This window comes from Pseudomonas sp. LBUM1649 (genome assembly GCF_059716155.1).
Genome location: NZ_CP166807.1, coordinates 5,900,784 through 5,914,351, shown reverse-complemented (window position 1 = coordinate 5,914,351; position 13,568 = coordinate 5,900,784). Strand labels below are relative to the sequence as shown.

Annotated in this window: 13 protein-coding genes; 10 read left to right on the top strand and 3 right to left on the bottom strand. The window is 60.3% G+C overall.

What is annotated here, in order from left to right; genetic code table 11:
* Positions 1–107: 107 nt before the first annotated feature.
* The gene (locus ACA058_RS27395; RefSeq protein WP_497636732.1) at positions 108–563 is read right to left on the bottom strand and encodes a MaoC family dehydratase; all 456 of its coding nucleotides are present in this window, start codon (positions 561–563) and stop codon (positions 108–110) included.
* Positions 564–756: 193 nt separating this feature from the next.
* Here ACA058_RS27395 and ACA058_RS27390 point away from each other — a divergent pair, with 193 nt between their 5' ends.
* The 4 genes from ACA058_RS27390 to ACA058_RS27375 all read left to right on the top strand — a co-directional run bounded on the left by ACA058_RS27390 (position 757) and on the right by ACA058_RS27375 (position 4,353).
* Positions 757–1,119, top strand: a complete 363-nt coding sequence (locus ACA058_RS27390) for a CidA/LrgA family protein (protein WP_497636731.1) — start codon at positions 757–759, stop codon at positions 1,117–1,119.
* Positions 1,116–1,832, top strand: a complete 717-nt coding sequence (locus ACA058_RS27385) for an LrgB family protein (protein ID WP_008065952.1) — start codon at positions 1,116–1,118, stop codon at positions 1,830–1,832. The genes ACA058_RS27390 and ACA058_RS27385 overlap by 4 nt, the downstream gene beginning before the upstream one ends.
* Positions 1,833–1,843: 11 nt before the next feature.
* A complete protein-coding gene (locus ACA058_RS27380; protein WP_497636730.1) occupies positions 1,844–2,434 on the top strand; it encodes an LON peptidase substrate-binding domain-containing protein in 591 nt (196 codons plus the stop codon).
* A 650-nt stretch (positions 2,435–3,084) separates the two neighbouring features.
* Positions 3,085–4,353 carry an IS110 family RNA-guided transposase gene (locus ACA058_RS27375; protein ID WP_497635127.1) on the top strand — a complete coding sequence of 423 codons (1,269 nt, stop codon included), beginning with the start codon at positions 3,085–3,087 and terminating at the stop codon, positions 4,351–4,353.
* A gap of 762 nt (positions 4,354–5,115) precedes the next feature.
* On the opposite strand, the gene ACA058_RS27370 is transcribed toward ACA058_RS27375, so the two are convergent.
* The gene (locus tag ACA058_RS27370; RefSeq protein ID WP_497636729.1) at positions 5,116–6,432 is read right to left on the bottom strand and encodes a bifunctional DedA family/phosphatase PAP2 family protein; all 1,317 of its coding nucleotides are present in this window, start codon (positions 6,430–6,432) and stop codon (positions 5,116–5,118) included.
* Positions 6,433–6,630: 198 nt separating this feature from the next.
* The gene (locus ACA058_RS27365; RefSeq protein WP_497636728.1) at positions 6,631–7,329 is read right to left on the bottom strand and encodes a DNA-3-methyladenine glycosylase; all 699 of its coding nucleotides are present in this window, start codon (positions 7,327–7,329) and stop codon (positions 6,631–6,633) included.
* Between the two features lie 189 nt (positions 7,330–7,518).
* Here ACA058_RS27365 and ACA058_RS27360 point away from each other — a divergent pair, with 189 nt between their 5' ends.
* From ACA058_RS27360 to rodA, 6 genes are all read left to right on the top strand, one after another.
* Positions 7,519–8,790, top strand: a complete 1,272-nt coding sequence (locus ACA058_RS27360) for a glutamate-5-semialdehyde dehydrogenase (protein WP_497636727.1) — start codon at positions 7,519–7,521, stop codon at positions 8,788–8,790.
* Positions 8,759–9,481 carry a nicotinate-nucleotide adenylyltransferase gene (nadD, locus tag ACA058_RS27355; RefSeq protein WP_497636726.1) on the top strand — a complete coding sequence of 241 codons (723 nt, stop codon included), beginning with the start codon at positions 8,759–8,761 and terminating at the stop codon, positions 9,479–9,481. Before ACA058_RS27360 ends, nadD begins: the two co-directional genes overlap by 32 nt.
* Positions 9,482–9,554: 73 nt before the next feature.
* Positions 9,555–10,049: a ribosome silencing factor gene (rsfS, locus tag ACA058_RS27350; RefSeq protein WP_497636725.1), complete on the top strand. Its 495-nt coding sequence runs from the start codon at positions 9,555–9,557 to the stop codon at positions 10,047–10,049.
* A gap of 9 nt (positions 10,050–10,058) precedes the next feature.
* The gene (gene rlmH / locus ACA058_RS27345; RefSeq protein ID WP_007937439.1) at positions 10,059–10,526 is read left to right on the top strand and encodes a 23S rRNA (pseudouridine(1915)-N(3))-methyltransferase RlmH; all 468 of its coding nucleotides are present in this window, start codon (positions 10,059–10,061) and stop codon (positions 10,524–10,526) included.
* Positions 10,527–10,536: 10 nt separating this feature from the next.
* Positions 10,537–12,432, top strand: a complete 1,896-nt coding sequence (gene mrdA / locus ACA058_RS27340) for a penicillin-binding protein 2 (RefSeq protein WP_497636724.1) — start codon at positions 10,537–10,539, stop codon at positions 12,430–12,432.
* A 31-nt stretch (positions 12,433–12,463) separates the two neighbouring features.
* Entirely contained in the window at positions 12,464–13,567 is a 1,104-nt protein-coding gene (gene rodA, locus ACA058_RS27335; protein ID WP_497640015.1) for a rod shape-determining protein RodA, read from the top strand.
* Position 13,568 lies beyond the last annotated feature (1 nt).

Genomic DNA, 13,568 nt, shown 5'->3' with positions numbered 1-13,568 from the left:
TTCCGGGCAATTAGGCGATCGAGTATGCCGCAGCTATGTGTCCATAAACAGCCGGTAGAAAAGCAGCAGGAGCGAAACAGCGTGTGCTGCTTCGCATCCGGGAGGGCTTACACGAAGCAGAGCGACAGGGATTCGGCGACGTACGCCGGTTTGTCCATGCCTTCGATTTCCAGTGTGGCGATGGCCTTGAGCAGCCATTGGCCGGGTTTTTTCTCGGTGACCTCGGACAGTTCGACCTTGAGGCGCACTTTCGAATTGACCTTGACCGGCTGAATGAAACGCACGCTGTCCAGGCCGTAATTGACCACCATCTTCAAGCCTTGCGGCATGACGAGGATGTCTTCCATCAATTTTGGAATCAACGACAGCGACAGGAAACCGTGGGCAATGGTGCTGCCGAAGGGCGTTTGCGCGGCTTTGACCGGATCTACGTGAATGAACTGATGGTCCCCTGTGGCTTCGGCGAACAGGTTGATGCGCTCCTGATCGATAGTGAGCCATTTGGAACGTCCGAGTTCCTTACCGACATAATCATTGAGCTCTGCAACTGGAACATAGGGCATTGAGACTCTCCTTGGGTTCATCGATTTTATAGTTTTAAGGTGGGGGGATTTGACCTCCCGGATTACCACTTTAGATCAACATGGCAAAACGCCGCAGTCAACTGAACATGCTTATGGCGAATGCCGATCCATTGCGCAAGCGTGCTTATAATGCGTGGGCCTATGCGGGTGACGGATTTGCGGGAGATCTTTGATGTTGTTACGTGGCCTGACCTGGCTGGTGCTGTTCCAATTGCTCGGCACCGCGATCAACCATTTGTTTTTACCCTTCCTGCCGGGGCCGATTATCGGTCTGCTGCTGTTGCTGATATTTCTGATCGGTCGTGGCCAGGTCGGCGAGCCGCTGAACCTTGCAGCCAGCAGCCTGCTGCGCTACCTGCCGTTGCTGCTGGTGCCACCGGCCGTGGGGGTGATGGTGTACGCCGCGGATATCGCTGCCGATTTCTGGGCCATTGTCGGCGCGCTGGTGTTGTCATTGTTGCTGTCGATGGCGTTCGCCGGAGTCCTCATGCAGCGCATGGCCAAGCGCCATATTCACCCTGAGGACGGCAAATGATCCTTGACTGGCACGGCGCCTGGACGTCGGTGATTCATCATCCATTGTTCGGCATCGGCATCACGCTCGGCGCCTATCAGCTGGTGCTGGCGGCGTTCGAGAAAACCCGCTGGATCTTTTTGCAGCCGGTGCTGGTCTCCATGTTGCTGGTGATCGGTGTGCTGGTGGGCTGCGGCCTGACCTACGCCGAGTACCGCAAGAGCACTGAGATCCTCAGCATTCTGCTCGGCCCCGCGACGGTCGCGCTGGCCGTGCCGCTTTACCTCAATCTGCGGCGGATTCGACAGTTGTTCTGGCCGATATTTACTACGCTGGTGATAGGCGGTGTGGTCGCCACGTGCATGGGGGTGCTGTTGGGCTGGTGGTTCGGGGCCGAACATATGATCCTGATGACCATGGCGCCGAAATCGGTGACATCGCCTATCGCCATGCTGGTGGCCGAGCAGATTGGCGGCGTCGCCGCGCTGGCGGCGGTGTTCGTGCTGATCACCGGGGTGATCGGGGCGATCTTCGGCCCGAGTCTGTTGACCCGGCTCGGTGTCCACAGCCCCGAGGCCCGCGGCATGGCACTGGGCATGACCGCCCACGCGGTAGGCACTGCGGTGGCGATGCAGGAAAGTGACGAATGTGGCGCCTTCGCGGCGCTGGCGATGAGTTTGATGGGCGTGGCCACGGCGGTATTCCTGCCGTTGGCGGTGTCGATGGTGGTGTAAGGAATATGTCTATGAGTCTGCCGCTTTTTCCGCTGAACACGGTGCTGTTTCCTGGTTGCATCCTCGACCTGCAGATATTCGAGGCACGTTACCTGGACATGATCGGTCGCTGCATGAAACAGGGCGGCGGCTTCGGCGTGGTGTGCATCCTTGAGGGGAGCGAAGTCGGTATCGCGCCCCAGGGCTTTGCCCTGGTCGGTTGTGAAGCGCGTATCACCGATTTTCAGCAGCAGGACAATGGCCTGCTGGGGATTCGGGTTGAGGGCGGGCGACGGTTCAGCGTGTTGACGACCGAAGTCCAGCGCGACCAGCTGATCCTTGCCGAGGTCGAATGGCTGGAGGACGAGCCCGAGCAACCGCTGCAGGACGAAGACGCCGATCTGGTGGCCTTGCTCAAGGCCCTGGCCGAGCACCCGATGGTCGAAGCGTTGAACATGGGCACCGAAGCGAACGGGCAGCAATCACTGGCCAACCAGTTGGCGTACCTGTTGCCCTTCGCTGAAGTGGACAAGATCGACCTGTTGCAACTTGATGATCCGCAGCAGCGGCTGGATGCGATTCAGGCGTTGCTCGATGAGTTGCAGGGTGAGTTGTTTGCCTGAAGTCCACTCAGGTCACTTGGCTTGCCAGCGATGACGGCCTTATAGCCGACCTGGCTTTGACGGATGTACTCGAATCAACTGTGGGAGCGGGCTTGCTCCGGGTGGCGTTCCGACGAAGGCGGCCTGACAGCCGACCTATTGTTTGTTGACTGAGTACATATCCATTCCTGCGGTAACGGCCACCTACGGTTTCGCCCTTACGGCGAGTCACTTGGAAGCACGGAACGCCGCCCGGCCCCAAGTAACCAAGGGCTCTTGCCCCTGACGTTCGGTGCTTCGCTCCGGTCCTGCTCCGTGGGCCCGCCGCGATGGGCCATCCTTGGCTCAGCGCGGCTAACCCGGCATCCATGCCGGGTTGCCCACTGCGCAGAACCTCCACTCGGCCTCTCGATATAGGTTGTCCGTTCCTTTCCTCTTCCATACTTCGGTGTCTGGAAGTCAGTTTTAATCAAGGGAAGGAGCATGCACCTGTGGGCTACGAATATGCCTCTCAAGCACGCGATGATTACCTCCTCACCTTCGAGCCCACAGGTGCGCTTGCGCCCTCTAACGAATACTCAGGGAAAGCCCGACACGGCTCTCTATATCGCTTTCGCTGGACGTAAGCATGCATGTTCCTGCATGTACTTTAGCGCCTGTGGAGGTTGTTGATGCAAACGCTCCTGTCTCAGAAATTCACTGCTTATGTCGGAATAGATTGGGCAGATACCAAGCATGACGTGTGTTTGCAGGTCGCGGGGGAAACCCGGCGGCACTTCTCTGTCATCGACCACACACCCCAATCGATTGATCGTTGGGCGAAATCGTTGTTTGAGCGCTACGGCGCTCCGATCGCGATTGCTCTTGAGCTCAACAAGGGCCCGTTGGTGGCGGCCCTGCAAAAGTACGAGTTCTTTTGCCTGTTTCCAATCAATCCGAGCACCTTGGCCAAACACCGTAAAACCTTTGTCCGCAGCGGTGCCAAGGATGATCCGACCGATGCTCAATGGGCGCTTGAGTTGTTGCTCACCTATCCCCAACGGTTTGCGCAGCTGATGCCGCAAAGCCCGGCCATGCGTATTTTGGCCAGCCTGACAGAACATCGACGTGCACTGGTTGATGAGCGAGTGAAGGTCAGCAACCGCTTGATCTGTACGCTCAAACAGTATTATCCATTGGCCCTGGAGCTGTTTAGCAGTCATGACACCGTGGTGTTCTGTGACTTTCTGATGCGCTGGCCCACGCTTGAGCACATCAAGCGTTCTCGCCAGAGTACTTTTCTCAAGTTCTTTAATGAGCACAACGCTCGTCACGCTCAACTCAATCAAACGCGCTGGGAAATCATCACCCAAGCGATGCCTTTGACACAGGACCCGGGGGTAATACGTCCTTCGCAGTTGTACGCAACAGCCTTGGCGTCGCAACTCAAAGGGCTCCTTTCCACCATCAAGGATTTTGATCGCGAGATCGAAGAAACGGCCAGCACCTTGGCCGATTACCCGATCTTTAAGGCACTCCCTGGCGCCGGCCAACATCTTGCGCCGCGCCTGATGGTGGCTTTTGGTGAACAGCGTGATCGATTTAGCGACGCCAATGCGATGCAGCGATATGCCGGAATCGCACCCGTTACCGAGCGTAGCGGAAAGAAGAAAGTCGTGTATTGGCGCTACCAATGCTCAACCTTCTTGCGTCAGACCTTTGTCGAATGGGCCGCTCACAGCATCACTCAATCAACGTGGGCCGAGGCTTATTATCGGCAGCAGCGGGCTAAAGGCTGCTCATACCAGGCGACCCTGAGAGCACTTGCTTTCAAGTGGATCAGAATCGTCTATCGCTGCTGGAAAAACGGCACCGTCTATGACGAAATGGCTTACTTGCAGGCTTTAACGCGGCGCGGATCAACGTTGGTAGAGGCGCCGATGGAGGTAGTCACAGGTTGACGGACAGGCTCAGGGCGTGAGGGGGCAAGAAAATCAAAAGCCAAAGCAACGGCAAAAGCGAGGCGGCCTGAAAGCCGACCTGATTACAGGTCTGTCCGCGATCCCATTGTAGGGGCGAGCCTGCTCGCGATGAACATCCAGACAACGCGTTCATCCAGACAGGGCGCGTTATCGTTGACGTCCATCGCGAGCAAACTCGCTCCCACAGGGGATTGGGGGTATCTACAAAAGTTAGGTCGGCTGTCAGGCCGCCTCGCTTTGGCTTTAGATCTGGGCGCCCCGTTAAACCACGATGGCCGAACGCAGGCATTGCGCAGTGGGTAAACCGGCAGGACGCCGGTTTAGCCGCGCTGGGCCATGGATGGCCCATCGCGGCGACCCACGGAGCAATGCCGGAGTGAGGGCATGCCGAGCCACAGCGAGGCACCGAGTGGTGGGGCAAGAGCCTTTTGCTTACTTTTCGGCGTTTGGAAAAGTGAGTCGCCGTAAGGGCGAAACCATAGGTGGCCGTTACCGCAGCAATGGATATGTACTCAGACAACAATCTCCCAGAGGCTTCGACGCGGCATGGATCAACTTTGGTAGAGGCGCCGATGGCGGTCGTCACAGGTTGACGGATAGGCTCAGGGCGTGAGGGGGCAAGAAAATCAAAAGCCAAAGCCAAAGCCAAAGCCAAAGCCAAAGCCAAAGCCAAAGCCAAAGCAAGAGCGAGGCGGCCGACCGGCCGGCCTGATCTCGGGTGAACACATGTCCCGTATTTGACTAATACGCATACCGCAACATCGTATGCGGCAAATGCCTTAATACGAAGAACCCGAACAATGCCACCAGCGACGGCAGCACCAGCCACCAGATTTTTGGCGGCATGGCGTTGAGCGAGGTCTGGCGCTGGCTGAGCCACAGGCTTGCCGCGCAGACGCACGATGCCAGCATCGCGCCCGCCAGCACGTCCGTCGGCCAGTGTGCACCTAGGTATACCCGGGACAGGGAAATCGCCAGCGCTGGCAGGCATGCCACCAACAGCCAGGTCAGGCGCATGCGCGGGGGTTGTCCGCGGCCGGCCAGTACGGCGAGGGTCAGGAACAGCGCAAACGACCCGGATGCGTGGCCACTGGGCATGCTGTAGCTGGTCAGCGGGTCGCTCAAGACCTCCGGGCGCACGCGGGCAAAGAAGTGTTTGGTCAGGGTGTTGCCCAGCGCGGTGCAGAGCAGGGTGGCGGTGGCGAAGATCAGTTGCCGCCATTGCCGTGTAATCAGCAGCAGTACCACCAGCAGGGCGCTGAAGATCAGCATGTTGCGGAATTCGCCAATGAGGGTGAAGACCACCGCCGCTTCATCGAGCATCGGGCTGCGGTGTTCCTGCACCAGGGTCATCAGCCCCTGGTCGAGGGCGTTCAGGTGCGGATAGCCGATAAACAGGCCTGCCAGAATCAGGAAGCTCATGCCGGCAATGAGCACCGTGGCCTTGCGATGGCGGCGCAGGCTGCTGGTTGCGCTCAGCCCGACCATGAGCGCAATGCTGCCGGCGACGATTCCGGCCTCAGGCCAGAAGCCTTCGGGCAGTGGCAAGCGAATCGCCGCGCCCGTGGCCCAGCCCGGTAGCAGGTACGCCACCGACCAACCCGCGCCGGCCAGCAGGCTGACCGCGAAGAATCGCGGGAATGGCATGTCGAACATCCCGGCGACCATCGGCAGCATGGGGCGCAAGGGCCCGATGAAGCGTCCTACCAGCAGGCTGGCGATACCATAGCGCTGGAAATACGCCTCGGCGCCGGCGATCCATTCCGGGTGATGACGCAAGCCTGGCAGGCGCCGGATGTTCTGATGGAAATGCCGGCCGAGGAAATACGAAACCACGTCGCCAAGCACTCCGGCGAGAAACCCCAGCAGCAGCGTTTCACTCAACGACAGTGCGCCGCTGCCGGCCAGTACCGCCACGGCGAACAGCAACACCGTGCCAGGCACGATCAGACCGGCAATCGCCAGGCATTCCACAAAGGCCACGATGAATACCGCTGCCGCCAGCCATTGCGGGTTGGCTGTTAACCAACCGGTCACGCTATCGAGCCATGGGCCCATAAAAACAACTCCATTGAATGTTCAAGTGCCCCTTGTGGGAGCGAGTCTGTGTGGCGAGGGGATTTATCCCCGTTCGGCTGCGAAGCAGTCGCAAAGCCAGTCAACTCGGTTTACCTGAAGGAGTTCTGGGGCCGCTTCGCGGCCCAACGGGGATAAATCCCCTCGCCACAGGCTCGCTCCCACAGGGATTTTCATTGTTCAGGACAGCACAAAATAATCGCGACCTTCGACCTGGCCCCGTCGCAGCGGGTTCCGCGTGCAATAGGCGGCATAGGCCGCGTCGACGAAGCGGTACATCAGGTGTTCGTCGCGCCCATGGGGAATACCCAGGCGCGCGGCCTGGATAACATGGGAGGGCGTCTGGCCGACGTCTTCCACCAGTAGCACCTCATGGTCGAAGCGCTTGGCGTCCCAGACCGGTACCTTCAAGCCCAGGGACTTGCACAGCAGAGTTTGCCCCGCGCAGAGCTTTTGCGACGGGCGAGGGCGGCCCTGGGCGTCGGGGTTGTTCAGCAGCATCTGCGCCAGACTCGAAGGCCCGCTCAGTTCGTCGACCCAAGGGTAGGCCGACTTGATCAGCACCGCGTTACCCGGACCATGGGCGCTGAAGTTCAGCGAGTCGCCGCCGCGGGCGTAATACATATAGATGTGCCCGCCGTCCAGAAACAAAGCCTTACGCTTTTCTGTATAGCCGAGGGAGGCGTGGCTGCCTTTTTCTGCGCAATAGTAGGCTTCTGTCTCGATGATCCGGGCGCTGAGCCACAGATCGCCGACACGATGACGGATGACTTTGCCCAGCAATTCCCGGGCAAGGATTTGCGCATCGCGGTCGAAAAACGCGTCTGGGAGGCCCTTGGGCAGGCTCGCGGAGGACGCACGAACAGTCAGGTTGTACATGAGGGGCAGCGTTTATCAAGGCTGAGTGAGTCGTGATGATAACAATTTGCAGCTTAATCCCGGCTGAACGTCGGCAAATTGCCCTCGATTTCGACCATCCGCCCGTCACCGCTGTTAGTCGGCGGACGCGACAGCTATAATCTGCCGCTTTACTCTTTACCAAGACCTTATCAAAGACCACTCTAGACCATGACTGAGTCCGTTCTTGACTACATGACCCGTTTGGGTCGCGCTGCCCGCGAGGCTTCCCGCGTCATCGGCCGTGCCAGCACCGCGCAGAAAAACCGCGCGTTGCAGGCGGCTGCCAATGCGCTGGATGCTGCCCGCGGCGAATTGACCGCTGCCAATGAGCTGGACCTGGCGGCTGGTCGCGCCAATGGTCTGGAGCCGGCCCTGCTCGAGCGTCTGGCGCTGACCCCGGCGCGTATCGACGGCATGATCGTTGGTCTGCGGCAGGTTGCGGCGCTGCCCGACCCGGTCGGCGCGATCCGCGACATGAGTTATCGTCCGTCGGGTATCCAGGTGGGCAAGATGCGCGTGCCGCTGGGCGTGATCGGGATCATCTACGAGTCGCGACCGAATGTGACCATCGATGCGGCCAGCCTGTGCCTGAAGTCCGGCAACGCTACCATCCTGCGCGGCGGCTCCGAAGCCATTCATTCCAATCGTGCCATCGCCGCCTGCATCCAGCGCGGCCTGGCCGAGGCCGATCTGCCGGCCGCCGTGGTGCAAGTGGTCGAAACCACCGATCGCGCTGCCGTCGGCGCACTGATCAGCATGCCTGAATACGTCGACGTCATCGTGCCCCGTGGTGGCCGTGGCCTGATCGAGCGGGTCAGTCGTGACGCCCGGGTGCCGGTGATCAAACATCTGGACGGTATCTGCCACGTTTACGTGAGCGAGCACGCCGACCTGGCGAAAGCCCAGCGCATCGCGTTCAACGCCAAGACCTACCGCTATGGCATCTGCGGTGCGATGGAAACGCTGCTGGTCGATCAAACCGTTGCGAAAGATTTCCTGGCGCCGATGGCTGCCCAGTTCCGCGAAAAAGGCGTCGAACTGCGCGGCTGCGAACGCACCCGGGCAATCATCGATGCCGTGCCGGCCACGCAAGAGGACTGGAGCACCGAGTATCTGGCGCCAATCCTGTCGATCCGCGTGGTCGACGGGCTCGACCAGGCCATCGAGCACATCAACCATTACGGCTCCCATCACACCGATTCGATTGTCAGCGAACACCAGGGCGACACCCGGCGTTTCGTGGCTGAAGTCGATTCTTCGTCGGTGATGATCAACACCCCGACCTGCTTCGCCGATGGCTTCGAATACGGATTGGGTGCCGAGATCGGCATTTCTACTGATAAGCTGCACGCCCGTGGCCCGGTCGGTCTCGAAGGTCTGACCTGCGAGAAGTACGTGGTGGTCGGTGATGGCCAGTTGCGCGGACAGGAGCCGGTCTGACTTGGGCGACTTCGACCCGCCAGCCCCGGTAACCGCCAGCGTGCCTCGACCCAAGCGCATCGGCGTACTGGGCGGGACCTTCGACCCGGTGCACGTCGGCCATCTGCGTGGTGCGCTGGAAGTTGCCGAATCGCTGGCGCTCGATGAACTGCGCCTGACGCCCAGTGCCAGGCCGCCCCATCGGGGTACGCCGCAGGTGTCGGCCAAGGACCGGCTGGCGATGGTCGAATGCGCGGTGGCCGGAGTGGCACCGTTGGTGGTGGACGCCCGTGAATTGCAGCGGGACAAACCGTCCTACACCATTGATACCCTGGAACTGATGCGCGCCGAACTGGCCGCGGATGACCAGGTTTTTCTGCTTTTGGGCTGGGACGCATTTTGCGGCCTGCCCACTTGGCACCGCTGGGAAGAGTTGCTCCAGCATTGCCATATCCTGGTGTTGCAACGCCCGGATGCCGACAGCGAACCGCCGGATGCCTTGCGCAACCTGCTGGCAGCGCGCTCGGTGAGCGACCCGCTGGCCCTCAAAGGGTCGAGCGGACAGATTGCATTCGTCTGGCAGACGCCGCTCGCGGTATCCGCCACCCAGATCCGTCAACTGCTGGCCAGCGGTAAGTCGGTACGTTTCCTGGTGCCCGACGCGGTCCTGGCCTACATCGATGCGCACGGACTCTACCGTGCGTCGAACTGAATAGGAGTGCCTCAAGGCACGTGGCAACAACGTGTATTGAAGCGCCCGAACAAACGAGCAAAACGAGTTTTATATGACGAACAACGAAGTAAACAAAGTTAAGCGCAAAGGCACATTCAAGAGTGCCCCGCTGCCTGAGAAGGTCCTGGCTGCCGAGGCACCTAAAGGCGACGAGCTGGTCAAGATCGCCGTCGCTGCCCTGGAAGACGTCAAGGCCCAGGATGTGCTGGTGATCGATGTCCGTGACAAGCAGAGCATCACCGACTACATGATCATCGCCACGGGTACCTCCAACCGCCAGATCGGCGCGATGCTGGACAAGGTCCGCGAAGCGGTCAAGGCCCTGGGCGTCAAGCCGTTGGGCGAAGAAGGCAAGGGCGACAGCGACTGGGTACTGTTGGACATGGACGACGTGATCGTCCACATGATGACCTCCAATGCCCGCCAGTTCTACGATCTGGAGCGCTTGTGGAAAGGTGCCGAGCAGAGCCGTGCCGCTGATGGCAAACACCACAGCCCTGAAGTCGGTCATGAGCATTTCACCAAGCTCAACAAAGACCAGGAATAAGGAACGGCTGTGCGACTGCGACTGATCGCCGTCGGTTCACGCATGCCCAAATGGGTGGAAGAAGGCTGGCATGAATATGCCAAGCGTCTTCCGTCCGAATTGGCGCTGGAACTGGTGGAAATACCGCTCAATACCCGTGGCAAGAACGCCGACGTGGCGCGCTTCATCCGTCAGGAAGGCGAAGCCATGCTGGCCAAGGTCGGGCCGAACGAGCGCGTTGTCACCCTCGAAGTCCACGGCAAGCCCTGGAGTACCGAGCAACTGGCGGTCGAGCTCGATCGCTGGCGGCTGGACTCGCGCACGGTGAATTTCATGGTCGGCGGCCCCGAAGGGCTGGCGCCGGAAGTCTGCGCCCGTGCCGATCAGCGCTGGTCGCTATCACCGCTGACGTTGCCGCACCCGCTGGTGCGAATCCTCATCGGCGAGCAGCTGTATCGTGCCTGGACAGTCTTGTCCGGCCACCCTTACCACAAGTAGTTCTGCCCTCATGTCCCAACCGATCCGCATCAAGGACCACGAAAAAGACGCCCGTCTGGTGCGTGGCCGCGTCGTGTTCGGGGCCATTGCAGTGGTGCTGCTGATTGGTGTGCTGATCGCGCGCCTGTATTTCCTGCAGGTCATCCAGTACGAATACCACTCGACCCTGTCGGAAAACAACCGCGTTCATGTGCAGCCGATTCCGCCGACTCGCGGATTGATTTTCGACCGCAACGGCGTGGTGATTGCCGACAACCGGCCCAGCTTCAGCCTGAGCATGACCCGCGAGCGCTCTGGCGATTGGCAGCAAGCGCTCGATGTGATCGTCGAGGTGCTGGAGTTGACGCCCGAGGACCGGGTAATTTTCGAGAAACGCATGCGCCAGGGGCGACGGCCGTTCGAGCCGGTGCCGATCCTGTTTGAATTGACCGAAGAGCAGATCGCCCGGATTGCCGTGAACCAGTTCCGCCTGCCCGGGGTGGAAGTGGTCGCGCAACTGGTGCGTCACTATCCGCAGGGCGCGCACTTTGCGCACTCGGTGGGTTACATGGGGCGGATCAATGAGAAAGAGCTCAAGTCTCTGGATCCGGTGAGTTACAGCGGCACCCATCAAATTGGCAAAACCGGCATCGAGCGCTTCTACGAGTCGGAGCTGCACGGTCAGGTGGGTTACGAGGAAGTCGAGACCAACGCTCGGGGACGTGTATTGCGGGTACTCAAGCGTACTGAACCGATTTCCGGCAAGGACATCGTCCTGAGCCTGGATATCAAATTGCAGGAAGCTGCTGAAGCCGCGCTCGGTGGTCGTCGTGGTGCGGTGGTGGCCCTGGACCCGAAAACCGGCGAGGTCCTGGCGATGGTCAGTCAGCCGAGCTTCGATCCGAACCTGTTCGTCACCGGGATCAGCTCAAAGGCCTATTCCGAACTGCGCGACTCCATTGACCGGCCTCTGTTCAACCGCGTGCTGCGCGGTCTGTACCCGCCAGGCTCGACCATCAAGCCGGCGGTGGCGATTGCCGGTCTGGATGCGGGCGTGGTGACTGCCTCGTCCCGGGTGTTCGACCCCGGCTACTACATGCTGCCCAACTACGATCACAAGTACCGTAACTGGAACCGTACCGGTGACGGCTTCGTCGATCTCGACACGGCGATCATGCGCTCCAACGACACCTATTTTTATGACCTGGCCCACAAGCTGGGGATCGATCGGTTGTCGGCGTACATGACCAAGTTCGGCATTGGCCAGAAGGTCTCCCTGGACATGTTCGAAGAGTCGCCGGGGCTGATGCCGACCCGGGAATGGAAGCGTGCGACCCGCCGACAGGCGTGGTACCCGGGTGAAACGCTGATTCTGGGGATCGGCCAGGGCTACATGCAGTCGACGCCATTGCAACTGGCCCAGGCCACGGCACTGGTGGCCAACAAAGGCGTCTGGAACCGTCCACACCTGGCCAAGACCATCGAAGGCGAGAAGCCGGTGGATGAGAACCCGATGCCGGACATCATCCTGCGCGATCCGTCGGACTGGACGCGGGTCAACCATGGCATGCAGCAGGTCATGCACGGCGCCCGGGGCACCGCGCGCAAAGCCTCGATCGGCGCGCAATACCGGATTGCCGGCAAAAGTGGTACGGCCCAGGTGGTTGCGATCAAGCAAGGCGAGAAGTACGACCGTTCCAAGGTCCAGGAGCGTCATCGCGACCACGCCCTGTTCGTTGGCTTCGCGCCGGCCGACGATCCGAAGATCGTGGTGTCGGTAATGGTCGAGAACGGTGAGTCCGGCTCCGGCGTGGCCGCGCCGGTGGTGCGTCAAATCATGGACGCCTGGCTGCTGGATCAGAGTGGTCATCTCAAAGCCGAATACGCCAGCCCTAACACCGCAGAGGCTACCGCCCGTGATGAATAATTTCGATCGCATGCTCTCCAGCGAGGATGTGATGCGCCGCCGTGCCACGCTGTTGCAGCGCCTGCACATCGATGGACCGTTGCTGATCCTGTTGCTGACACTCGCCGCCGGCAGCCTGTTCGTTTTGTATTCGGCCAGTGGCAAAAGCTGGGATCTGCTGGCCAAGCAAGCGACTTCGTTCGGTATCGGCCTGGTGTCGATGATCGTCATCGCCCAGTTCGAGCCGCGTTTCATGGCGCGCTGGGTGCCGCTGGGTTATGTGGTCGGGGTGATGCTGCTGCTGGTGGTGGACATCATGGGGCATAACGCCATGGGTGCCACACGCTGGATCAACATTCCCGGGGTCGTCCGCTTCCAGCCTTCGGAGTTCATGAAGATCCTCATGCCGGCGACCATCGCCTGGTACCTGTCAAAGCGCACGCTGCCGCCGCAGCTCAAGCACGTGGGCGTGAGCCTGATGCTGATTGGCGTGCCGTTCATTCTGATCGTGCGTCAGCCCGATCTCGGCACGTCGCTGCTGATTCTGGCGGGCGGTGCCTTCGTATTGTTCATGGGTGGACTGCGCTGGCGCTGGATTCTCAGTGTGCTGGCGGCCGCCGTGCCCGTGGCTGTCGCCATGTGGTTCTTCGTCATGCACGACTACCAGAAGCAGCGAATCCTGACGTTCCTCGATCCCGAGAGCGATCCACTGGGTACCGGCTGGAACATCATTCAGTCCAAGGCCGCGATCGGTTCCGGTGGCGTGTTCGGCAAGGGCTGGTTGCTGGGCACCCAGTCACACCTGGATTTCCTGCCGGAAAGCCACACCGACTTCATTATCGCGGTTATGGGGGAAGAGTTCGGCCTGGTGGGCATTTGCGCGCTGCTGCTGATCTACCTGCTGTTGATCGGTCGTGGGCTGGTGATTACCGCCCAGGCGCAGACATTGTTCGGCAAGCTGCTGGCGGGCGCCTTGACCATGACGTTTTTTGTGTATGTTTTCGTCAACATCGGTATGGTCAGCGGCCTGTTGCCGGTGGTGGGGGTGCCGTTGCCGTTCATTAGCTACGGAGGAACTTCGCTGGTGACACTGCTGTCAGCGTTTGGGGTTTTGATGTCGATCCATACCCATCGCAAGTGGATCGCGCAGGTTTGAA

Excerpts from the sequence above, each read along its gene's own strand:
- rodA (WP_497640015.1), top strand. The coding sequence starts at position 12,464 with ATGCGCCGCCGTGCCACGCTGTTGCAGCGCCTGCACATCGATGGACCG.
- ACA058_RS27380 (WP_497636730.1), top strand. The coding sequence starts at position 1,844 with ATGAGTCTGCCGCTTTTTCCGCTGAACACGGTGCTGTTTCCTGGTTGC.
- nadD (WP_497636726.1), top strand. The coding sequence starts at position 8,759 with ATGGCCAGTTGCGCGGACAGGAGCCGGTCTGACTTGGGCGACTTCGAC.
- ACA058_RS27385 (WP_008065952.1), top strand. The coding sequence starts at position 1,116 with ATGATCCTTGACTGGCACGGCGCCTGGACGTCGGTGATTCATCATCCA.
- ACA058_RS27390 (WP_497636731.1), top strand. The coding sequence starts at position 757 with ATGTTGTTACGTGGCCTGACCTGGCTGGTGCTGTTCCAATTGCTCGGC.
- ACA058_RS27395 (WP_497636732.1), bottom strand. The coding sequence starts at position 563 with ATGCCCTATGTTCCAGTTGCAGAGCTCAATGATTATGTCGGTAAGGAA.
- mrdA (WP_497636724.1), top strand. The coding sequence starts at position 10,537 with ATGTCCCAACCGATCCGCATCAAGGACCACGAAAAAGACGCCCGTCTG.
- ACA058_RS27370 (WP_497636729.1), bottom strand. The coding sequence starts at position 6,432 with ATGGGCCCATGGCTCGATAGCGTGACCGGTTGGTTAACAGCCAACCCG.
- ACA058_RS27375 (WP_497635127.1), top strand. The coding sequence starts at position 3,085 with ATGCAAACGCTCCTGTCTCAGAAATTCACTGCTTATGTCGGAATAGAT.
- ACA058_RS27360 (WP_497636727.1), top strand. The coding sequence starts at position 7,519 with ATGACTGAGTCCGTTCTTGACTACATGACCCGTTTGGGTCGCGCTGCC.
- ACA058_RS27365 (WP_497636728.1), bottom strand. The coding sequence starts at position 7,329 with ATGTACAACCTGACTGTTCGTGCGTCCTCCGCGAGCCTGCCCAAGGGC.
- rsfS (WP_497636725.1), top strand. The coding sequence starts at position 9,555 with ATGACGAACAACGAAGTAAACAAAGTTAAGCGCAAAGGCACATTCAAG.